Genomic DNA, 22,430 nt, shown 5'->3' with positions numbered 1-22,430 from the left:
AGAGTTACGACCATAGAACCGTCAAACTGCTAGAAACCCGCAGTAAACAGTCTGAAAGACCGTTACAGAACTTCAAATCGACTGCAAAAATCCGGGTTCACTGAGAGATCCTAGACGAACGGGATCGCCGGCGCGGCGTAGATGTCCGTCACACCCAAGTAGAGTGTCACGAACACGCCGATGAGAACGTAGGTGCGGACCGACCACAGCCACGTGGTGGCGAACGTGGTCCCGGTGCCCGATCCCTTCTTGATCTCGTCGACCGCGGCGGGGCCGTACACCCACCCGACGAACACCACACCGAGCAGCACCGACAGCGGCAACAACACGCCGTAGGCCAGCGAGTCAAACCAGTCCAGCCAGGCGGTGTTCCACGCCGACAGCGTGCCCAGCGCGAACAACACGCCCCCGAAGCTGAACGCGGTCGCGGGCCGGCTGTAGCCGTAGTTGTCGACGACGTAGGCGGTGACGACCTCCAGGAGGCTGATCGCCGAGGACAGCGCGGCGACCAACACCACGCCGAAAAACAGCACGCCAAGCACGCGCCCCGCCACGCCGAGCGTGGCGAACGCCTGTGCGACGGAGATGAACAGCGCGCCGGCACCGCCGCCGGCCGCGGCATCCGGAACCGTGCCGAACTGCACGAACAGCAGCGGGATCACAACCAGCCCCGCGAGCAGCCCCACGGAGGTGTTCAACACGACGATGAGGCCGCCGTCGGCGAACAGGCTGTCGTCGTCGCCCAGGTAGGAGGCGTACGTGATCATCGCGCCCATCCCCAGCGACAGCGAGAAGAACGCCTGGCTGACGGCGTACGGGACGATGCTCCCGATGTTGTCGGCGATGAACCCGAAGTCAGGGGAGAGGTAGAACTCGTAGGCTGCGCCCACACCATTGAGGGTGGACGCGTACACCGCGAGGCCGACGAGCATCACGAGGATCGACGGCACCATCAGCTTCGTGGCTTTCTCGATGCCGTCCTCGATGCCGAACGCCACGATGCCGGCCGTGGCGGCCATGAACGCGCCGTGGAACGCCACCGCCTCCCACCCCATCGAGACGCTCCCGAAGTACGCCGCGGGCGCGGCGAAGTACGCCCCGGTGGCGCTGCCCAGCAGGTATCGCGTGACCCAGCCGCCGACGACGCTGTAGTACGACAGGATCCACAGCCCCGTGAGCAGCCCCATCGCCCCCACGATCGTCCACGCCGGGTGGTCGAGCCGGTCGAACGCCTCGACGGCGTTGAGGTTCGCGCGCCGCCCGATGACGAACTCACCGAGGATGGCGGGCAACCCCAACAGGAGCGCGGCTACCAGGTAGACAACGACGAACGCCGCGCCGCCCTCGGTCGCTGTCTTGAACGGGAACTGCCAGATGTTCCCCAGGCCGACTGCGCTCCCAACGGCGGCCAGAATGAATCCCAGTCTGGATGCCCATGTCTCACGTTCTGCCATGTTGTACCACGCCGTATCAGGACACGGTACAAAAGCGACACGGCTGCGACGGAGTTTGGTACCATACAACGAGTTATTATTTACAGCGTCGAGCGGGAGAGAGCGCCCTGGCCCGAAACGACATCGACAAGCGAGAACGGGCCGCTGGGCGGCTGACGTAGTGGGTTGTGTCGATCCCCCGCGACTGACCGCCGGGGCACCGCCAGGGCCGTGGGGTGATCTCGACCCAGTGTTTATGTGCACACCGGCGAACGTCCTGGTGGTGACCGTGACCGTCGACGCACTAGTGGCAGCGCCACTCGACAGCCGGATCGTCCGCATCGCGGTTGCGGTGGCACTGGGGTTGTTCTTGGGGCTGGAACGCGAGTGGGCCCAGAAGGCCGCCGGCATCCGGACGTTCGCGCTCGTGAGCGTGCTGGGTGCCATCTTCACGATGGTCGACACCGAGCGCTGCGCGGCGGCCGGAGGCGCGTGCCCGCCGGTCCTGGGCGGCGTCGGCGCGGTGTTCGTGATCGTGCTCACCGGTGTGTTGATGGTCTCCGGGCTGCGGTCGTCGGAGGGCACCCTACACCTCACGACGGCCGTGAGCATGCTCGTCGCGTACGGCATCGGCGTGCTGGCGGCGCTGGGCGCGGTCCTGCCGGCGACTGTCGTCGCAGTCACGAGTTCGATCCTGCTGGTGTTCAAGCGCGAACTCCACGGCTTCGCGTGGGGGTTGTCCCGGGAAGAACTCCGCTCAACCACGGAGTTCGCGATCCTGGCGTTCGTCGTGTATCCGGTGTTGCCCACCGGCGCGATGACCGTGGGACGGGGCGGGTGGGTGGTCGAGATCGAGCCTCGCGTGGTCTGGTCGATGGTGGTGTTCGTGGCGGCCATCGGCATCGTGAACTACGTCGTCGTGCAGGCGTACGGCGGCCGCGGGATCGCTGTCACCGGCTTCTTCGGTGGGTTGGCGTCCTCGACGGCGGTCGTCGGCACACTGCTCGATCACGTGGACGCGCACGCCGACGCGACACGGTACGCCGTCGCGGGGGTGCTGTTGGCGAACGCGGCGATGGCGCTCCGCAACCTCCTCATCGTCGTGGTGTTCACCGCGTCGGCCGGCGTCCTCGTCACGGGGACGCTGCCGCTGGCGGTCATCGTCACCGGCGGCATCGCCATCGCGGCCGTGACCGCCGACTGGTCGCAGTCGGTGTCCATGGATCTCGACACGCCGTTCTCGATGCGGAACGCCCTCGGGTTCGGCGCGATGTTCCTCGTCGTGGTCGTGGCCGGCGGGCTCGCGGAGACCCAGTTCGGGTCCGCCGGGCTGCTCGTCACCGCGGTCGTCTCCGGGCTCGTGTCCAGCGCCGGCGCGACCACGTCGGCGGTCGTGCTCTACCGCACCAACGCCGTCGACGCCGACACAGCGGCGATCGCGGTGTTGTTGGCGACGGCCAGCTCCATCGGCGTGAAAGCGGGGCTGGCGGCGACCAGCGCTAACCGGACGTTCGCGGCCCGCGTCGTCGCGTACAGCGCCGGGCTGTTGGTCGTCGGTGGCGGCGCTGCGGTCGTGCTGGCAGCCTAACGACGACCAATCACGGCGTCCGACGCCGTTTCCGGGGAGTGTCTGGCCGTGGGATCCGCGTCCGGTGCACGTGGGACATGTCGGCGTGGCTGGAACGAACGACTTTTATTTGGGGCGGTGCCAACTGTGTGCATGGACCGTGAAACAGCCGAGCCTGACGTCCGGAGCATGCCCGGCGAGAAGGCCGCGGAATGGGTGAACTTCCACCACAATCACGCCGCCCCCTCCACGTACGTCTACGACTTCGTGTGGGACATCACCGAGGACGCCATCGGGCCGTTCTGCACGGACGTCGACGGCAACGTTCTCATGGACTTCACCAGCCACGTTGCCGCCGCGCCGTTCGGCTACAACAACCCCAAGATCATGGACCGCCTGGAGTCGTTCGACCTCGTCGACCCCCTCAAGATGGCGGGCCAGGACTTCTACGCTGGCGGCGGCACCGATCCCGAGTCGCCCGAGATCCCGACCGCGACACAGCTGCTCGACCGGCTCACCGACATCACCGCACACTACGATCTGGACACGGTGTTCCTCTCGAACACGGGCGCTGAAGCCGTCGAGAACGCCATCAAGATCTGTTACAACAACGGCGGCCACCGCGCGCTCACGTTCGACGGCGCGTTCCACGGGCGCACGCTCGGTGCGCTGTCGCTGAACCGATCGAAAGCCATCCACCGGAAGGGCTTCCCCGAGATCGGGGGCGTCGTCTCGGTGCCGTACTGCACCTGCGAGGGCGAGTGCTCGTGTGGCTGGAAGACCAACGGCCCCGGCGGAAACGTGGCCGCGGACAAGCTCCACCACGACCGCGGCGTCATCGACCCCGAAGAGGTGGCGTACCTCATCATGGAACCCCAGCAGGGCGAGGGCGGCTACCGGGTCCCCAACGACGACTTCATCGCCGACATCGCCGACATCCAGCGGACCCACGACATCCCCGTCATCAGCGACGAGATCCAGGCGGGACTGGGCCGCACCGGTGAACTCTGGGGGATCGACCACACCGAGATCGAACCGGATGTCATCACCTCCGCGAAGGGGCTGCGCGTCGGCGCAACGGTCGCCAACGAGGACCTCTTCCCCAGCGAGACCGGCCGCCTCTCCTCGACGTGGGGCGCCGGGGACATCGTCGCCGCCGCGCAGGGCGTTGCGACCATCGACGCCATCACCAGCGACGGCCTCCTCGATCACGTCGTGGCCCGCGGCGAGCAGACCACCGACCGGCTCCACGACGCCGATCCCGACTTCGTCACGGACGTGCGCGGCCGCGGCCTGATGCTGGCCGTCGAGTTCGACACCAAGAAGCGCCGTGAAGCGGTCGTGAACGCCTGCGTCAAGCGTGGCCTCCTCGTGTTGGGCTGTGGCCACAAGACGGTGCGACTACTGCCGCCGCTCGACGTCACCGAGCGCGAGATCGACATCGCGGTCGACATCCTCCTGGAGGCGCTCGACGACCCCGACGTTCGCCACGCCGGCACCTCGAAGGTCGAAGGCGAACCCACTGCGTAACGCTCACTCCGAGCGCGCAGCCGTCGACGCCGACTCGTCGTGCACGTCGAACGTCGACACCAACCCCTGCAGCCGGTCCGCCTGCTCGCGCAGCGCGGCCGTGTTTTCGCTGATCGTCGCCGCCGCGGTGGTCTGCTGTTCGGCCGCCGTGGAGGCCTGCTGTGCGTCGGCGGCGGTCGCCGTGCTGATGTCACTGACCTCCGCGATCATCGACACCGCCTCCTCGGTGCTGGCGGCCTGATCGTCGGTGGTGGTGCTGATCTCCTGGACACCGGTGTCGGTCTCCTCGGCGTTCTCGGCCACGGTCCCGAACGCGTCGACGACCGCGTCCACCGCTGAGATCGCGTCCTGCACGCTCTCGTCCGCGGTCCGGGCTTCGGTGACCGTGGCCTGCATCTGCGCGTCGATGTCGGCGACCAGCGCCTCGATGTCGCCGGCGGACGCCCGCGTCTCCTCGGCGAGGTCCTTGACTTCGTCGGCGACCACCGCGAAGCCGTCGCCGCTCTTGTCGGCGCGGGCGGCCTCGATGTTGGCGTTCAGCGCCAGCATGTTCGTCTGCTCGGCGACGTCGCTGATGAGGTCGACGATCTCACTGATCTCCGCGAGCTGGTCGTCGAGGGCCTCGACGTTCTGCACCGTCGACTCCACGGCCGACTGCACCGTCCGGGAGTCCGCGATCGCCTGCTCGGCGGTCTGCTCGCCGTCGCCGGCGACCGCCGCGGTCTCGTGCGAGCGCTCCGCGACCGAATCGGCGGACGCCGCCACCTCCTCGATGGCCGCCGACAGGTCGGTCATCTCCCCGGACACCGTCTCCAGTTTCTCGCGCTGCTCGTCGGCCCCGGCGGCGATCTCTTGGACCGTCTCGCTCACCTGGCCGCTGGCGTCCTCGATCTCGACGACGCCCGCATCGGCGTCCTCGCTGGCGGCCGCGACGTCGCTGGCGACCGCCTGGATCTCCCGGATCGTGGTCTCCGTTTCGTCGAGCATCTCGTTGAACGACGCCGCGATCGCCGCCATGGCGTCGTTTTCGACGTCGGGATCGAGGCGCACGCTGAGATCACCGTCGGCGGCCCGCGCCATCGCAGCCCCGTACGTGTTGGCGGTCGCTTCGAGGCGCTCGTTCAGGGCCGCGACCTCCCGCTGTTGGGCTTCGGCGGCCTCGCGTGCCTCCTCGGCGTCGGCTTTCAGCCGCTTCGCTTCGGCCTTTTCGGCCTCGATCTCCGCCTGGCGGGCTTCGAGGTCTTCGACCTGCTGGGCCTTTTGCCGGGCCTCCTCCAGGCGCTTCTGGGAGGCCTCCCGCGAGCGCTCGGTGGAGTACCAGTTGGCCATCAGTGCGCCCGCCAACAGCAACACGAACGCGCCGTGGATGCCACCCCACACCCACGGGTTGTTGATCGCGGCGGTGTGGTTGTAGACGCGCTCGGCGTTGATCATCCCGAAGACACCGTGCGTGAACACGACGTACACCAGTCCAAGCGCGAACGGCAGCCAGTCCTCGTAGACCGCGATGACGGCCATCCCGACGAAGAAGTGGAAGTGCGCTTCGATGAACCCGCCGGAGAACTGCACGAGCACCACCGAGGACGCCAGCACGGCCGTCGAGGCCAGCGCCGTGCGTCCCCGCCGGGACACCGACGGGATCGACGCAAGCCCGACCAGCGCCCCCACGATACCCAGCTCCGCCGCGATGAGTATGCCCGGTGTCGGCGGGATCGTCGCGCCCGTGACTGCGGACTCGGTCCCCTCGTAGAGCCCGAGCGCAAGCAACAGCGGGATGTGCGCCAGCACGAACACGCGAACGTTGCGGTGGCGACGCCGCCACGCCGCCGCCGGGATCGACTCCCCCGTCGGCGTGTATTCGAGATACGTCTTGACCGCTGCAGCCAGTCCGCCGGTCGTCTCAGCGCTGCCGCCGCCGCGTGCGGATTCCCCCATGAACACCCTCAGGTGGCGGAGTTCAAAAAGCGCATTGCTGTCCTGTCACACTCAGGCATGCGCGCTCAGAACCGATACGGCCGGTCCTGGGTGTCGTTGTCGTCGGGTGTCTGGTAGCCACCGGCCACGAGGTCGTCGTACGCCATTCCGGAGAGGTATTCGTCGTACGTGGTGTCGTACGCGCCCCGGAGGTGGAAGTCGAGCCGCCCGGTCTCGGTCAGCGACTGGAACAGCGCGTGGACGGCGCGCCGCACCAGCTCGTCGGTGTCGGCGTCCAGCGCCGCCGCCAGCATCGCCAACTCCTGGGTGGTCTCCCGATCCAGGAACGCGTAGTCGTCGAGGGTTGTGGCCGCGTGCTCGACGTCTGTCTGTAAGTCGTCAAGTCCCATACGGCCGTCGAACGTGCCGGTGGACATACGCGTTTCGGCAGCGCCGTGCGCCGCCGAACCATCATCCCCAAGACGGCCGCCCGCCAACGCCCCCCCATGACGACAGGGGACGGGAGCGACCGCGCGGGCGCGACTGGGCCGGCCGACACCACAGCCCTCCAGACGGCACTCGTCGACTGGTACACCGACTCCCACCGGTCGTTCCCGTGGCGGGAGACCACCGACCCCTACGAGATCCTGGTCTCGGAGGTGATGAGCCAGCAGACCCAGCTCTCCCGGGTGATCGACGCGTGGCGGGCGTTCCTCGATCGGTGGCCGACCACCGCCGCGTTGGCGGCCGCCGACCGCAGCGACGTGGTCGGGTTCTGGTCCGCACACAGCCTCGGGTACAACAACCGCGCCACCCACCTCCACGAGGCCGCCCAACAGGTCGAAACCGACTACGACGGCGCGATCCCGCGGACGCCCGCGGAGCTCTCGGAGCTCATGGGCGTCGGCCCGTACACCGCCAACGCCGTGGCGTCGTTCGCGTTCAACGCCGGCAACGCGGTCGTGGACACGAACGTCAAGCGCGTGCTCTACCGCGCGTTCGAGGGGATCCGCGACGACGACGACCCGGATTACCGGCCGCTGGCCGACGAGTTGCTGCCCGACGGCACGTCCCGCGTGTGGAACAACGCCGTGATGGAACTGGGGGCGGTCGCCTGCCAGCAGACCCCGCGTTGTGACGAGGCGGAGTGCCCGCTGCGGGAGTGGTGTCACGCCTACCAAACCGGCGATTTCACCGCGCCGGACGTGCCCACCCAGCCGAGCTTCGAGGGGAGCCGCCGGCAGTTCCGGGGCCGGATCGTTCGGTTGCTCGGCGAGCACGACGAGATGGAACTGGACGCGCTCGGCCATCGCGTTCGCGTGGATTACACGCCCGACGGCGAGTACGGCCGGGAGTGGCTGCGCGGCCTGTTGTCTGACTTGGCGGAGGAAGGATTAGTCGAAGTCGACAAAGCTGGTGACGTACCTACCACCCACCTCCAGAGCTAGTGCCGTTACCAGCGCTATCTTGACTTATTGCAAGCGTACGACCTGCAATTCTTCGTCGCAGGAGAATTTTCTTTCCGGGGCACTCTAGATGACAATCTCTCGTTTGCGGACATGGTTTGCTATACCCCCGTCCTCAACACTAAGTCTCGATATGTGAATTGCGCTATCTTCCTCATCAAACAGAAATGGATTAAACAAGAGACACTCACCAGGACTTCGATCTGACACGATCTGGACTCAACAATACCCCAGATACATCATCGACAACAAAATCGACGACTACAACATCAATCTCAACGTCAAAGATATTTCCGCCCCTCGTTGACGAAGCGTATAACTACGTCTCCCACCCACACCCTCTGGAAACATTACATCGTCAAGCGCGCTCGTAACGCCGTCAAACTCTATACTTTCTCACCCAGCACAGTAATTGAAGGTGGACAAATGAACGTTTAATCGATAGGACTAAACAACTATCTTGCCACATAAATTGGTATGAAAAGGGCCTCCGTCTCCTCAAGTAACCTCAGCAGTGTTGGGTATGATGACTCGAACCAAATTCTAGAGATTGAGTTCCACGGTGGAAGAGTCTACCAGTATTCTGATGTCCCCAAACGAATCCACCAGGAGCTCATGAGCGCCAATTCGCACGGGAAATACTTCCACCGAAATATCGAAGATAAATACAGATACGATCAGATCAAATAATGCGTGTCAATTTAGCCCGTGTCCGAGATTCTCGAATCGAGAGGGCGGACCCGTGAGTGACGGACAGACGCACGTTTCACAACTCTCAGTCGAAAACATCGGGAAATTTGAGAACTTAACACTCCAACTGACCCCGTTCGCACTCTTAGTGGGCCCTAACGACGCTGGAAAAACCACTCTCTTGGAGGCATTACAGACTGTATGCGGTCATTTGAGTCTGGACATTAAGCAGATCCGGCGTGATGTGACACGAGACACTGGAAGAGCACCCGACGCCTCAATCGAGGCGGTCATTGAAAACCCACCGGACGACCTGGCAGATCGTGCCAATCTTGGAGAGGATGATGCTGCAGGACTGAAGATAGAATGGGAAGTAACTGGAGATTCAGAAGAAGTTAATTTGGAGTCTCCAGACTACTATCTCAGAGAGCGGGTTCCCGAAGATGAACGACTCCATGAATGGGACTATTTAGCCGATAGAGAACGTGAAATCTTGGATGATTGCGGTATTAACCCGGGAAGTAACGCTGGTGAGCGGGAAGAACAGTTCGAGGAATTGAAAGCTGGGATACTTGAAAATCCCGAAGACACTTGTCTTGGTTGGGTCTCTTGCGGAACCAGCGAATTCGGCCGTTTAGCTCCAGCCAGTGAGCAAATCGATACCGAGGATGTAGACAGTCCAACCAAGCTACTCTCAAAACTGCTCCGGCAAGAAACCAAATCCTTCCTCTATGCTGAGGATGAGGATGGTGAGAAAAGTGGAGTTGACGAACTTGTCGAAATTGAAGAGCGAGCGACGAATGCGCTTAACGAACGACTTGAAAGCCTCTCCGTCAGGATGGAGCGACATCTCTCTGGTCTAGACAAGATCACAGTAGATCCTGATTGGAGTTTTGTCAACGGAGCAGATCTCTCCAATATCGTGCTTCGCCGCGATGGCGAACAGGTCCCGCTTCAAGAACTGGGTGGGGGAACTAATGCCCGCTCGGCCCTCTCAATGCTTGAATGGAGCGCAGAGGCCAATGAAGGAAAAGAATCCGTCATTCGGACGATGGACGAACCTGATCACCGCCTCCATTTTGACGCTCAGCGGAAGCTGGTCAATCTCCTTCGGAGAGACATCTTGGATGAAGATAGTTATCTTTCCCAGTGCATCGTTTCGACTCATAGTTTGACTATGGTCGACAAGACTTCTTTACACGAAGTAGTATATCTTCCTGAAGAAGTGGATACGAACGACGAACGAGCGCCGCTAGTTTCAAAAGACGAAGCAGAGGCCGAGGATTTCATGGGCAACATTATGGCCGGTTTGGGCCTTTCTGCTAGTTGGGTCTATCTCGAACGAGCGATGATTGTCGTAGAGGGGGCAACTGAACACAAATATATCGAAGAACTATACCACCAAGTCACTGGTAGCACCCTTGTAGAGGATGGTGTCCAAGTCTGGGATAGTCAGGGGTGTGGACATATCGTAAAAACCCTTGAGCGTCTTCAGGACAGTGGACGAGCACGGACGTTCGTTATTCTGGATTCCGACGCAAAGGAACGAATCTATTCTAAAGATACTCTTGAAGACCATCTTGAAGGGATGTACGAAGTCGGTGGTTCGGAACCAGAACTCGTTTGGGTTGGTGATAAGGAGCTTGAAGACACGTGGGAGAAAAACGATTTAGCTCAAATCGCTGAAGAGCACTGGCCGCGTGAAGACGGCGATGACTGGGATGAAACTCATTTTCAATCAGTAGACAGTGCAGAGAAACCAAGCCAGGAAATTGTTGACCTCATTCGACGTGGCTGCGCGCAGAATATCCCAGACTGCCCCAGTGTGACTAAACCAAATATAGGGATTAGGATGGGGCGGTTAGAGGATGCAGAACACCCAACGAACATTGTCGATATTATGGAAAATATACATGAACACTGTAGCTAGAACCGAAAGATGATAGGATATCTTGATGACGGTAATACTTCGAGCTATTGTTGACCCAATCTGTGTGTCGTCTCTTACTATCGCATGTAGTCCGGACCGAGAACCGGGGCGAGCGGACGGTCGCCCGCCTCGAATAGCCCGACCCCGATCGGGCTGTGCCGCGCAGCCGCCGACCCACACCGCTTTTCACCCCGCCGTGCCAACACGCCCCATATGGAACACAACGTCGGCCCCATGGACGCACTGGCACGACTGTTCGGCGGCGCAGTGCTGGGCAGCGCCGCGCTGGCGACCCTGGCCGGCTACGGCGGCGGCCCCTCGGCGCTGACCCCAGCCCTCGGCGTTGGGGCGCTGTTGTTGCTCGCCAGCGGCGCGATGAACACGTGTGGCGTGTACCGCGTGCTCGGCGTGGACACCACGTGAGCCGCCACCCAGTGGGTTACGCCGCGCCGTCGTCGTCGGTTTCCCGCACCGTCAACACGGGCACGTCACTGGTTCGCACGACGCGCTCGGTGACACTCCCCAGGAGCGCACGACCCAGGCCGCGGCGGCCATGGGTCCCCATCACCACGGTGTCGATGCCCTCGTCGTCGACGTACGCTTGAATCGTCTCGAACACGCCGCCGTGGAGCACGACGCCCATCGCCACCACGCCCGCGTCCTCGGCGCGCGCCACCGCGTCGTCGACGACGCGCTCGCCCTCGCGCTCAAGCGGATCGGTGACGGCGTCCTCGAAGGTGACCGTGCTGTATTCGGTGGTGTCGGCGACGTACAGCACGTGGAGGGTGGCGTTGTACTTCGACGCGAGGTCGATGGCGTTGGCGACCGCGGCGTCGGCGGCGTCGCTGCCGTCGGTCGGCAGGAGGATGTCATCGTACATGCGTCCCCATTGTCACCCCGCCCCCTAAAAAAGCGTGCAGACGGCGCGCCGACTGCGGAGGTGGCGAAAAGCAAGCGTTTTCCTCCAGCCACCCGCTGGCTGTGGCATGCACGCCATCACGAACTCCGGGTGGGTGGAGGTGATAACGGGGTCGATGTTCTCGGGGAAAACCGAGGAGTTGTTGCGGCGACTGCGGCGCGCGGAGATCGCGGGCCAAGACGTCGCGGCGGTCACGCCCGCCGTCGACGACCGGTACGGCGAGGCGACGCTGGGCTCGCACGCCGGCCGGTCGTGGGCGGCAACGGTCGTCGAACCCACCGCCGAGGGCGTCGCGTCGATCCCCACGCTGCTCAACGGCGAGCAGGTGGTCGCCATCGACGAAGCCAACTTCTTCCCGGCCGAACTCGTCGACGTCTGCCAGGAGCTCGCGGCGGACGGACGTCGGGTGGTGCTGTCGGGCACCGATCAGACGTTCCGCGGGGAGCCCTTCGAGCCGGTGCCACAGCTGATGGCGATCGCCGAATACGTCGACAAGATGCGCGCGATCTGCATGCAGTGTGGGGAACCGGCCACCCGCAACCAGCGCCTCATCGAGGGCGAGCCCGCCCACTACGACGACCCCACCGTCATGGTCGGTGCCGAGGAGACCTACGAGGCGCGGTGCCGGAACTGCCATGTCGTGCGCCGTGAGTAACCCATGACGACCTGGGTGGAACCGGAGGGCGGCCGTGAGCGTGGCCCGCTCGGGCTCGCGAAGTCGTTCACGCAGGTCCTCCTGAATCCGGTGTCGTTCTTCGACGAGGCGGTGTCGCCAGGCGACCAGGCCCCGGGGCTCGTGTTCGCGATGGTTGTTGTCGGAGTCGTGGCCGCCACCGAACTCGCGGCCACGCCCAGCGACGCGTTGGCGTTCCCGACCGCCGACTGGCTGGCCGCCGTGCTCACCGTGGCGCTCGTCGTGTTACTGGTCACGCCGGCGGCGGTGCACGCGCTGTCGGCGATTCAGACGCTCTGTCTCGTGATCGCGACGATCTCGGAGTCCCGGGGCGGCGTCAGTGAAACCGTCCAACTGATCGCGTACGCGGCGGCCCCGTGCGTGGTCACCGGTCTGGGCGTGCCGGTGCTCACGCTGCTCGCGGGCGTGTGGTCGTGGTGCCTGCTGGTCGTCGGGACGAGCGTCGTCCACGAGATCTCCCTCCCACGGGCGGTGATCGCCGCCGCTGTGCCGGGCGTGCTGGCGTTCGGCGCCGGGTTCGGTGCCATCCCCGCCGGCGAGCAGGTCATCCACGCGGCAGGGCTCGCATTTTAGACGCGCCGGCGACAACGGTGTGTGTGCTGAACATCACGCTCTCGGAGTTCATGGTGGAGCTGAAAGACGGCTCGATCAAGAACGTCGGCCCCACGAACAAACACGCCGACGCGAAGCTCTTCGACGTCGACGACGCGACCGCCCGCGAGTTCGGTGACAAACGCGTCAAGCTCGTCTTCGAGGACGACTCCGGCAACGAGGTCCAGGTGGCGCTGTTCCCCGAACAGGTCGCCGCGCTCGCCGACGACATCGACGCGCTCACGGCCGACAGCCCGGTGTTCGAGTGACCGGCGCGGTTTCGATAATCGTTTAGGGCAGCGCCCGCTTCTTCGATGCAAATGGGTACTTGTATCGTCTGCGGCTCCTCTACGGACGGCCACATCTGCGCCACCCACGAAGAGGACGTCGTGTTCGATTTCCGTGGTGACTCACCAGACCAACTCACCCCCGGCCGGTTCTACCGCGGGACCGTCGACGGGTTCGCCGAGTTCGGCGTGTTCGTCGACGTCGGCGGCACCGTCACGGGCCTCCTGCATCGCTCGGAGGTCCCCGGTCGCGTTGACTCCCTGGCGTGGGATGTCGGCGACGACGTGTTCGTGCAAGTGACCGACGTCCACGACAACGGCAACATCGACCTGGGGTGGTCGATCCGGGAGTCGATGCGTGACTTCCGCGGCGAGCTCGTCCACGACCCGGCGAACGACTCGGACGCCGCGCTCCCCGCCGACGACGAGGCGGACAGCGACACAACTGACGACGGCGACACCACCGACGACTCGCGGGACGCGGAGACCGCCGACGGGGGGAAACGCGTCTCCGACGCGGACGCCACGACCGAACGCGCCGCGGACGCCAGCTTCGAGTTCAGCGGCGCGGACGACGACGACACCGACCACGAAACGGTGCGCGTCGACGCCCTCGACGACCACGTCGACGACGCGGTCACCGTCGAAGGGGAGATCACGGCCGCCCGCCAGACCAGCGGCCCGACGGTGTTCGAGTTGACCGACGAAACCGGCGCTGTCGACGCCGCCGCGTTCGTCGAGGCCGGCGTTCGCGCGTACCCCGAGATCGAACCCGGAGCCGTCGTGCAGCTCACGGGCACCGTCGAGCGCCGGCGCGGCGACCTCCAAGTGGAGACCGAGGCCGTCACCGAGCTCACCGGCGACCGCGCCGACGAGGTCCGCAACCGCATGGACGCCGCCCTCGACGACCGCGCAGCGCCCGCCACCACCGCGCTGCTTGCGCCCGACGACGACGCCGTGGCCGCGGTCCACGACGACATCGTGGACGCCGCGACCGCGGTTCGGCGCGCCGTCATCGACGCCCGACCGGTCATCGTCCGCCACCCCACGACCGTCGAGGGGTACGTCGCCGGCACCGCCATCGAGCGCGCGCTGCTGCCGCTGATCCGCGACGAGCACGCCCGCGAGGACGCCGAATACCATTACGTCGACCGCCGCCCCCTCGACGACGCCTTCTACACCATCGACGACGCGACCGGCGACGTGACGAGCATGCTCGAGGCGGCCCACCGCCACGACGAGAAACACCCACTGTTCGTGTTCGTGGGCACCGGCTCCACGACCGAGTCCACGGACGCCCTGGACCTCCTGGACATCTACGACGCCGACACCGTGGTCGTCGACGGCGGGTACGCCGACGACGCCGCCGGGATGGACGTGCTCGTTTCCCCGACGGCGGCCGGCGAGCAGCCCGTGAACACGGGCGCGCTGGGCGCGCAACTCGCCGCCGTCATCAACGACGACGTGCGCGCGGACCTCGCCCACCTGCCGGCGGTCGCGTACTGGACGGATCTCCCGGCCGCGTACGCGGACCTCGCGGCGGACGCCAGCTACGACAGCGACGCCCGCGAAGCGCTCCGTGACGCCGTCGCCCTGGAGGCGTTCTATCAGTCCTACGAGGACAAACGCGAGCTCATCGCCGACCTCCTCTGGGGGGACGCCGACGACGACCTCGCGGACCACATCGCCACGCAGTTCCGGGACCGGCTGGCGACCGAGCTGTCGACCGCCGAACCGCATCTGTCGACACGCCACCACGACGGCGTCGCGTTCGAGACGCTCGACGTGGGCGCCTACACACACCAGTACGACTTCCCGCCGGTCGACCTGCTGTTGGACGCGTTGCACCGCCGCGCGGACAGCACCGACGTGTTGCTCGGTGCCGGCGAGGACGCGCTGCGGGTGCGCAGCGACGACGCCGTCGACGTGCACGCGGTCGTCGACGCCATCGACGACGACCTGACCACCACCGCGGGCGTGACCGCTCGCGGGGCGCGAGACGGCCGCATCGAGTTCCTGGCCGGAGAGCGCGACGCCGTCCTGGACGCGGTCGTCGACGCCATCGCGGCCCAGCTGGCGTAACGCCCCGAACGACACGCTTTTTCGCCCGCGGCGGCTTGCAGTCAGCAATGAGCAGTAACGCCGACGACGGCGCGTTCCAGGCCGCCTGCGAGGAGCTCGTCTCCCGGATCCTCGCCGGTGATGTCGGCAAAGACGACATCGAGGACGCGAAACTCGACGTCTGTGGTGAGTACGCCGCGTCGAAGGTGCCCAAACACTCCGACCTCCTGGACGTGGCGCCGGACGGCCGGCGGGACGAACTGGAGGACGTGCTCCAGCGCAAGCCGGTGCGGACGGCGTCCGGGGTGACGCCCGTCGCGATCATGACCAGCCCCCACACCTGCCCGCACGGCAAGTGTCTGTACTGTCCGGGCGGCCCGGCGAGCGAGTTCACGTCCAGCCAGTCGTATACCGGCCACGAGCCCGCCGCTGCGCGTGGCGTGCAAAACGACTACGACCCGTACGGCCAGGTGACCCTGCGCCTCCACCAGCTCCGCCAGATCGGCCACCCGGTCGACAAGGTGGAGCTCATCCTGATGGGGGGGACGATGACCGCGCGCAGCCACGACTACCAGGAGTGGTTCGTGAAGCGCGCGCTGCAAGCGCTCAACGACTTCGACCCCGACCAGGAGCCCGCACCCAACCAGACGGAGTCGTTCGCCCAGGACCCCACGGAGTACGACTTCCGGTATCTGGAGGACGTCATCGCCGACAACGAGCACGGGGCGCTCCGGAACATCGGCACGACGTTCGAGACGAAACCCGATTGGTGTGACCCCGAGCAGGTCGACCGGATGCTGGATCTCGGCGCGACGAAAGTCGAGGTGGGCGTCCAGACCACCTTCGAGCGCGTGAACCGAGAGATGCATCGGGGCCACGGCGTGCAGGCGTCCGTGGACGCCAACCGGCGGCTGCGGGACGCCGCGTTCAAAGTCGGGTTCCACATGATGCCCGGCCAGCCCGGCATGAGCAAGGAGATGGTGTTGGAGGACTTCCGGCGGCTGTTCGACGACGAGCGCTGGAAGCCCGACTACCTCAAGATCTACCCGACGCTGGTGGTGCGGGACACCATCACCTACGACATGTGGCGCAACGGCGACTTCGAGCCCCTGCACAACGAGGAGGCCGCCGACCTCGTCGCGGAGATCAAGGACATGATCCCGCGGTACACGCGCCTGCAGCGCGTCCAGCGGGACATCCCCGCGGACTTCATCGACGCCGGCGTCTGGAAGTCCAACCTGCGCCAGCTCGCCCGCCAGCGCATGGCCGAGCACGGCTACACCTGCGACTGCATTCGCTGCCGTGAGGCCGGGATGAACGACGACGACCCCGAGAACGTCAGCCTCGACGTGGAGACGTACGCTGCCGGCGGCGGCACGGAGCACTTCATCAGCATCGAGGACTTCCAGCAGGACCTCCTGGTGGGGTTCGCGCGCCTGCGGTTCCCCAACGAGCCGGCGCGCGAGGAGCTGACCGACGCCGCGCTGTTGCGGGAGCTCCACGTCTACGGCAGCGAGGTGAGCGTCGGCGACGACACCGGCGACGACCAACACCAACACCAGGGCTACGGGCGGCAGCTCATGGAGCGCGCCGAGCACCTGGCCGCCGACAGCGGCTTCGAGAAGCTGTCGGTCATCTCCGGCATCGGGGCGCGCCAGTATTACAAGCAGCAGCTTGGCTACCACCAAGACGGCCCGTACGTCTCCAAGCGCCTCTGAGTGCCGTGCCGTCGGTCCCAACGGCTACCGGGCAGCGACCGTAAGGCAGAGGGGTGGGGGCCGACAACTGGATGAGCATGAATCAGAAGCGGGAGGTGACGAGTGTCGACCTCGTCGCCCTCACGGCGGAGCTGAACGAGTACGCGGGGGCGAAAGTCGACAAGGCCTACCTCTACGGCGACGACCTCCTCCGCCTGAAGATGCGGGATTTCGACCGCGGCCGGGTGGAGTTGCTCGTCGAGGTCGGGGAGACCAAGCGCGCGCACGTCGCCGACCCGACGCACGTCCCTGACGCACCCGGGCGGCCCCCGAACTTCGCGAAGATGCTGCGCAACCGGCTTTCGGGCGCGGACTTCCATGCGGTCCGCCAGCACGGCTTCGACCGCATCCTGGAGTTCGAGTTCCGCCGGGAGGACGCCGACACCACCATCGTCGCGGAGCTGTTCGGCGACGGGAACATCGCGGTGCTGGACCCACAGCGTGAGGTCGTCGACAGCCTCGACACGGTGCGGTTGCAGTCCCGAACCGTCGCCCCCGGCCGCGACTACGGCTTCCCGGATGCGCGCGTGAACCCCCTCGACCTGTCCTACGAGGCGTTCGCCGAGCAGATGCGGGACTCGGACACCGACCTCGTGCGGACGCTGGCGACCCAGTTGAACTTCGGCGGGCTGTACGCCGAGGAGCTGTGCTCGCGGGCCGACGTGGAGAAGACAACGCCGGTCGCGGACGCCCCGGAGTCGACCCTCGAAGCGCTGTTCGACGCCAGCGAGACGCTGCTCGGGGACATCAGCGCGGGCGACCTCGACCCGCAGGTGTACTACGAGCCGACCGACGACGAGGACGAACAGGGGGCGCGTGTGGACGTGACGCCGATCGCGCTCGACGAGCGCGCCGACCTGCCAAGCGACGCCTTCGAGTCGTTCAACGACGCGCTCGACGACTACTTCACGAACCTCGACACCAGCGAGGACGAGGACAGCGGCGAGACCGTCGACCGCCCGGACTTCGAGAACGAGATCGAGAAGCAACAACGCATCATCGAGCAACAGGAGCAGGCCATCGAGGATTTCGAGGCGCAGGCCGAAGCCGAGCGCGAGAAGGCGGAGTCGCTGTACGGCCACTACGACCTCGTGGATGGGCTGTTGAGCGCCGTCCGCCAGGCCCGCGAGGCGGGCCACGGGTGGCAGCAGATCGCCGACACCTTCGACGACGCCGCCGGCGACGTGCCGGGCGCCGAGGCGTTCGTGGGCGTCAACGAGTCCGCGGGCATGATCCGGGCGCGGATCGACGATCACACGGTGACGCTGGATCCGTCCGCGGGCGTCGAGAAGAACGCCGACCGGCTGTACACGGAGGCCAAACGCATCGAGGAGAAGAAGGCGGGTGCCCGGGCGGCCATCGAGAACACGCGCGCGGACCTCGACGCCGTCAAGCAGCGCCGCGACGAGTGGGAGGCCGAACCCGAGAGCGAGCACGAGGACGACGCCGACGATGAGGTCGCGTGGCTGTCGCGGTCGTCGATCCCGATCCGCCACCAGGAGCAGTGGTACGAGCGGTTCCGGTGGTTCCGAACGAGCGAGGGGTTCTTGGTGATCGGCGGCCGGGACGCCGGCCAGAACGAGGAGCTGGTGAAGAAGTACATGGATCGCTACGACCGGTTCTTCCATTCGCAGGCCCACGGCGGCCCGATCACGGTGTTGAAAACCAGCGCGCCCAGCGAGCCCTCCAACGACATCGAGGTGCCCGAGCGGGACGCCCGCCAGGCCGCCCGGTTCGCCGTCGCGTGCTCGTCGGTGTGGAAGGACGGCCGGGGGGCCGGCGACGCGTACATGGTGTCGCCGGACCAGGTGTCGAAAACCCCCGAGTCCGGCGAATACCTCGAAAAGGGCGGGTTCGCGGTGCGAGGCGACCGCACGTACTTCCGTGATCTGTCGACCGAGTGGGCGGTCGGCATCACGTGTGAGCCCAACACCCGAGTGCTCGGCGGGCCGACGGACGCCATCCGCGAGCAGGTCGAGACGCGCATCGAAATCGAGCCCGGGCGGTACGCGCAGGGCGACGCCGCCAAGCGCATCTACCGGGAGTTCCGCGAGCGGTTCACCGACGAATCGTTCGTGCGAAAGGTCGCCAGCCCGGGCGAGATCCAGAAGTACATGCCGCCGGGCGGCAGCCGGATCGTCGAGGAGTGAGCGCGCCGGGGTGACCCCAAAGGAGTGAGCCTTTTCTCGTGGGGGTCCTGTGGGCGACCATGCAACTGAAGGACCGCCACACGGTCGAGGGGGGCCGCGAGCGCATCACGCTCGTTCCGGAGAGCCTCGACGACCTCTGGCACCTCGCGTACGTCCTGGAACCCGGGGATTTCGTGGCCGGGGACACCCACCGCCGGATCCAGCGCAACGACGACCAGATGCGGGACACGGGCGGCGAGCGCGAGCACATGTTCGTCACCATCGACGTCGGGGACGTGGAGTTCCACAAGTTCTCGAACCGGCTGCGGGTCTCCGGCACCATCGAGGACTGCTCGCGGGAGGACCAACTCGGCCTGCATCACACGCTGAACGTCGCGGAGCGCGAGGAACTGGAGGTCGAGAAGCACTGGCAGCCCGATCAGCTGAACCGCCTCAACGAGGCCGTCGAGGCCACCGATCAGCCGGATGTCGCCATCGCCACCGTCGAGGAGGGCGAGGCGCACATCCACGTCGTCCAGCAGTACGGCGTCGACGAGCAGGGGTCGTTCACGGCGACCACGGGGAAAGGCGAGCAGAACGACCGCGGCCGCGACGAGCTGTTCGGGACGCTCGCGGACGCGCTGGCGCGCATGCAGGCCGACGCCATCATCCTCGCCGGCCCCGGGTTCACCAAGCAGGACGCCCTCGATCACATCACCGAGGAGTACCCCGACCTCCAGGAGAAAATCACCATGGTGGACACGAGCGCGGTCGGCGGTCGTGGCGTCCACGAAGTCCTCAAGCGCGGTGCCGTCGAGGACGTCCAGGAGGAGACCCGCATCGCCGAGGAGTCCGAGCTCATCGACGAGCTCACCACGCAGATGGCGACCGACGGGAAGGCCGCCTACGGCATCGACGAGGTCCAGAAAGCCGTGGAGTTCGGCGCGGTCGAGGACCTGCTGATCCTCGATGAGCGCCTGCGACTGGAGCGCGCCGGCGAGGGCGACTGGGTGGACGTCGATGTCAACGACCTCGTCAGGACCGTCGAACAGCAGGGCGGGAGCGTGACCGTGTTCAGCCACGAGTTCGCGCCCGGCGAGCAGCTCCGGAACCTCGGCGGGATCGGTGCCGTCTTGCGGTATCGGCTCGACTGACGCCGATAATTCACACGCAGAGAAAAGAGTTAAAAAGCGCGTCCGGCATTCTTGGGGAAAATGAGCAACGATAATGACACTCTCGTGACCGCCGACGTTCGGAACGGGATCGACGGGCACGCACTCGCGGACCGGATCGGCCTCGACGAGGCGGAGATCGCGTGGCGGCTGTCGTTCACCGGGATCGACGACGACACGATGGCCGCGCTCGCCGCCGAACAGCCGTTGTTCGAAGCCACCGCGGACGCGCTGGTGACCGACTTCTACGACCACTTGGAGTCCTACGAGCGCACACAGGACCTCTTCGCGAACTCCACGAAGACCGTCGAGCAACTCAAAGAGACGCAGGCCGAGTACTTGCTGGGCCTCGGGCGCGGCGAGTACGACACCGAGTACGCCGCCCAGCGCGCCCGCATCGGGAAGATACACGACGTGCTCGGGCTCGGGCCGGACGTCTATCTGGGCGCGTACACGCGATACTACACGGGGCTGTTGGACGCGCTTGCCGACGACGTGGTCGCCGACCGCGGCGAGGAGGCGGCCGCCGCCGTCGACGAACTCGTGGCCCGGTTCCTGCCGATGTTGAAGCTGTTGACCTTCGATCAGCAGATCGCAATGGACACCTACATCGACTCGTACGCCCAGCGCCTCCGCGACGAGATCGACAGCCGCCAGGAGTTGGCGAACGCGGTCGCCAGCGACGTGGAAGCACCGCTGTCCTCGCTGGAGGCGACCTCGCAGGACGTCGCCGAGCGCACGGACACGATGCGGGCCGCGACCGACGACCAGGTCGACCGCATGGCGGACGTCAGCCGTGAGATATCCAGCGTGTCCGCGAGCGTCGAGGAGGTCGCCTCGACGGCCGACGACGTCCGCCGGACCAGCGAGGACGCCGAGGCGCTGGCCCAGCAGGGCGAGGCGGCCGCCGACGACGCGCTCGCCACGATGACCGACATCGACGAGGCGACCGACGGCGTCACCGCGGGCGTCGAACAGCTGCGCGAGCGCGCCGCCGACGTCGAATCAGTGACCGGCGTGATCGACGACATCGCCGAGCAGACGAACATGCTGGCGCTGAACGCGTCCATCGAGGCCGCCCGCGCCGGGGAGGCGGGCGAGGGGTTTGCGGTCGTCGCCGACGAGGTCAAAGCCCTCGCCGAGGAGTCCCGCGAGCAGTCCACGCGCGTCGAGGAGCTCGTCGAGCGGATGCAGGCGGAGACCGAGGAGACGGTCGACCAGTTGGACGAGGTCAACCAGCGCATCGGCGAGGGCGTCGAGCGCGTCGAGGAGGCGATGGAGACCCTCCAGGAGATCACCGACGCCGTCGAGGACGCCGCAAGCGGGATGCAGGAGGTGTCGACGGCGACCGACGAACAGGCGGTGAGCACCGAGGAGGTCGCCGAGATGGTCGACGATGTCGACGACCGCGCGGGCGAGATCGCGGCCGCCCTCGATGACATCGCCGACGCGACCGATCAGCAGGTCCGGACCGTCGAGGAGGTCCGCGAGACGGTCGGCAAGCTCAGCTAGAGCTCGACGCCGAGACCGTCGCGGGCGATATGGACTTCGCCGTCGAAGCCAGCCTCGTGGATCGACGCCGTCATCGCGTCGTGTTCGCCGTTGGTGTGCGGGTAGAGGTGGGTGAGATAGAGGTCGTCGACGTCGACGCCGGCCAGCGACGCGCCCAGTTGCGTGGGTGTCGGGTGGTTGGACACGTCGACCTCGTCCGGGAACGAGCAGTCGTGGACGAGCACCGACGCGCCGTCAGCGAACGCCCCCATTCCGTCGAACGCCTCGGTGTCGGCGCTGAACACGAGGTCGCCATCGTCGCCGCCGAACCGGTAGGCGAGCCCGGGCATCGAGTGTTCCGTTTCGATGGCCGTCACGTCGAAGCCCGCAACCCCGACGCTGCCGACATCGACCTCGCGCAGGGTCACGTCGACACGCCCCTGGAGGTAGTCGTGGACGTCCAGCAGGTCCGTCACGAGCGCGTCGGTGCCCGCCGGGCCGACGACGGTCAGCGTCTCCTCGCCGGCGAGCCAGCGCGCCTTCAGCAGCGCGAGCAGGTCGCTGACGTGGTCGAGGTGGTGATGCGAGAGCAGGACGGTGTCGACGCCCTCGTAGCCCACGTCGGTGCGGGCCAGGGTGTGCAGGACGCCGCTGCCGCAGTCCACGAGCAGTCGGCTGTCGCCGTCTTCGACCAGCAGTCCGGTCTGCATCCGCTGGCCGGTGGGCATCGCAGACCCAGTGCCGAGAAACGTCAGTTGCATGTCCAACCCGGGGACAGCAAGCGAGGTAAGCGTTCGGG

The 22,430-nt window shown here is 66.1% G+C and carries 19 protein-coding genes; 14 read left to right on the top strand and 5 right to left on the bottom strand.

Annotated elements, in window-relative coordinates; genetic code table 11:
• Nucleotides 1-110 precede the first annotated feature (110 nt).
• Nucleotides 111-1,454, bottom strand: a complete 1,344-nt coding sequence (locus JT689_RS07530) for a sodium-dependent transporter (RefSeq protein WP_205250843.1) — start codon at nt 1,452-1,454, stop codon at nt 111-113.
• 268 nt (nt 1,455-1,722) lie between these two features.
• Here JT689_RS07530 and JT689_RS07525 point away from each other — a divergent pair, with 268 nt between their 5' ends.
• Together JT689_RS07525 and JT689_RS07520 are read left to right on the top strand one after the other, a co-directional pair.
• The gene (locus JT689_RS07525) at nt 1,723-3,021 is read left to right on the top strand and encodes an MgtC/SapB family protein (RefSeq protein ID WP_229373434.1); all 1,299 of its coding nucleotides are present in this window, start codon (nt 1,723-1,725) and stop codon (nt 3,019-3,021) included.
• Between the two features lie 132 nt (nt 3,022-3,153).
• Complete coding sequence (locus tag JT689_RS07520) at nt 3,154-4,530, top strand: aspartate aminotransferase family protein (RefSeq protein ID WP_010903110.1); 1,377 nt, start codon at nt 3,154-3,156, stop codon at nt 4,528-4,530.
• Nucleotides 4,531-4,533: 3 nt separating this feature from the next.
• Here the strand turns inward: JT689_RS07520 and htr8 are convergent, their stop codons facing one another.
• Nucleotides 4,534-6,465, bottom strand: a complete 1,932-nt coding sequence (gene htr8 / locus JT689_RS07515; RefSeq protein WP_010903109.1) for a chemotaxis signal transducer protein Htr8 — start codon at nt 6,463-6,465, stop codon at nt 4,534-4,536.
• Between the two features lie 65 nt (nt 6,466-6,530).
• The gene (locus JT689_RS07510; RefSeq protein WP_205250842.1) at nt 6,531-6,854 is read right to left on the bottom strand and encodes a hypothetical protein; all 324 of its coding nucleotides are present in this window, start codon (nt 6,852-6,854) and stop codon (nt 6,531-6,533) included.
• A gap of 96 nt (nt 6,855-6,950) precedes the next feature.
• Between JT689_RS07510 and JT689_RS07505 the strand changes: the two genes are divergently transcribed.
• From JT689_RS07505 to JT689_RS07490, 4 genes are all read left to right on the top strand, one after another.
• Nucleotides 6,951-7,892: an A/G-specific adenine glycosylase gene (locus JT689_RS07505; RefSeq protein WP_205250841.1), complete on the top strand. Its 942-nt coding sequence runs from the start codon at nt 6,951-6,953 to the stop codon at nt 7,890-7,892.
• A gap of 495 nt (nt 7,893-8,387) precedes the next feature.
• On the top strand, nt 8,388-8,600 hold the full coding sequence (locus JT689_RS07500; RefSeq protein ID WP_205250840.1) for a KTSC domain-containing protein: 213 nt from the start codon (nt 8,388-8,390) through the stop codon (nt 8,598-8,600).
• A gap of 52 nt (nt 8,601-8,652) precedes the next feature.
• On the top strand, nt 8,653-10,530 hold the full coding sequence (locus tag JT689_RS07495) for an AAA family ATPase (protein ID WP_205250839.1): 1,878 nt from the start codon (nt 8,653-8,655) through the stop codon (nt 10,528-10,530).
• Between the two features lie 213 nt (nt 10,531-10,743).
• Entirely contained in the window at nt 10,744-10,953 is a 210-nt protein-coding gene (locus JT689_RS07490) for a DUF2892 domain-containing protein (RefSeq protein WP_205250838.1), read from the top strand.
• 16 nt (nt 10,954-10,969) lie between these two features.
• Here the strand turns inward: JT689_RS07490 and JT689_RS07485 are convergent, their stop codons facing one another.
• The gene (locus JT689_RS07485) at nt 10,970-11,410 is read right to left on the bottom strand and encodes a universal stress protein (RefSeq protein WP_010903106.1); all 441 of its coding nucleotides are present in this window, start codon (nt 11,408-11,410) and stop codon (nt 10,970-10,972) included.
• Nucleotides 11,411-11,516: 106 nt separating this feature from the next.
• On the opposite strand from JT689_RS07485, the gene JT689_RS07480 reads away from it, so the two are divergent.
• The 8 genes from JT689_RS07480 to hemAT all read left to right on the top strand — a co-directional run bounded on the left by JT689_RS07480 (nt 11,517) and on the right by hemAT (nt 21,652).
• On the top strand, nt 11,517-12,104 hold the full coding sequence (locus tag JT689_RS07480; RefSeq protein ID WP_010903105.1) for a thymidine kinase: 588 nt from the start codon (nt 11,517-11,519) through the stop codon (nt 12,102-12,104).
• Between the two features lie 3 nt (nt 12,105-12,107).
• Nucleotides 12,108-12,716 (top strand): YIP1 family protein, encoded by a 609-nt coding sequence (locus JT689_RS07475; RefSeq protein WP_205250837.1) that lies wholly within the window; start codon nt 12,108-12,110, stop codon nt 12,714-12,716.
• Between the two features lie 23 nt (nt 12,717-12,739).
• Nucleotides 12,740-13,003 (top strand): hypothetical protein, encoded by a 264-nt coding sequence (locus JT689_RS07470; protein ID WP_012289345.1) that lies wholly within the window; start codon nt 12,740-12,742, stop codon nt 13,001-13,003.
• Nucleotides 13,004-13,054: 51 nt separating this feature from the next.
• Nucleotides 13,055-15,103: an OB-fold nucleic acid binding domain-containing protein gene (locus JT689_RS07465; RefSeq protein ID WP_205250836.1), complete on the top strand. Its 2,049-nt coding sequence runs from the start codon at nt 13,055-13,057 to the stop codon at nt 15,101-15,103.
• Nucleotides 15,104-15,150: 47 nt separating this feature from the next.
• Nucleotides 15,151-16,800: a tRNA uridine(34) 5-carboxymethylaminomethyl modification radical SAM/GNAT enzyme Elp3 gene (locus JT689_RS07460; RefSeq protein ID WP_205250835.1), complete on the top strand. Its 1,650-nt coding sequence runs from the start codon at nt 15,151-15,153 to the stop codon at nt 16,798-16,800.
• Nucleotides 16,801-16,877: 77 nt separating this feature from the next.
• Entirely contained in the window at nt 16,878-18,989 is a 2,112-nt protein-coding gene (gene rqcH / locus JT689_RS07455; protein WP_205251893.1) for a ribosome rescue protein RqcH, read from the top strand.
• Between the two features lie 59 nt (nt 18,990-19,048).
• Entirely contained in the window at nt 19,049-20,122 is a 1,074-nt protein-coding gene (locus JT689_RS07450; RefSeq protein ID WP_205250834.1) for an mRNA surveillance protein pelota, read from the top strand.
• A 60-nt stretch (nt 20,123-20,182) separates the two neighbouring features.
• Nucleotides 20,183-21,652, top strand: coding sequence for a heme-containing aerotactic transducer HemAT (gene hemAT / locus JT689_RS07445; RefSeq protein ID WP_205250833.1), 1,470 nt, complete (start codon nt 20,183-20,185; stop codon nt 21,650-21,652).
• Here the strand turns inward: hemAT and JT689_RS07440 are convergent.
• Nucleotides 21,649-22,392, bottom strand: coding sequence for an MBL fold metallo-hydrolase (locus tag JT689_RS07440; RefSeq protein WP_205250832.1), 744 nt, complete (start codon nt 22,390-22,392; stop codon nt 21,649-21,651). The two genes, hemAT and JT689_RS07440, sit on opposite strands and share 4 nt — an antisense overlap.
• Between the last annotated feature and the right edge of the window lie 38 nt (nt 22,393-22,430).

Origin of the sequence: Halobacterium sp. GSL-19, assembly GCF_016917855.1 — an archaeon.
Taxonomy (GTDB): domain Archaea; phylum Halobacteriota; class Halobacteria; order Halobacteriales; family Halobacteriaceae; genus Halobacterium; species Halobacterium salinarum.
This window is presented reverse-complemented; position numbering and strand designations above follow the sequence as displayed.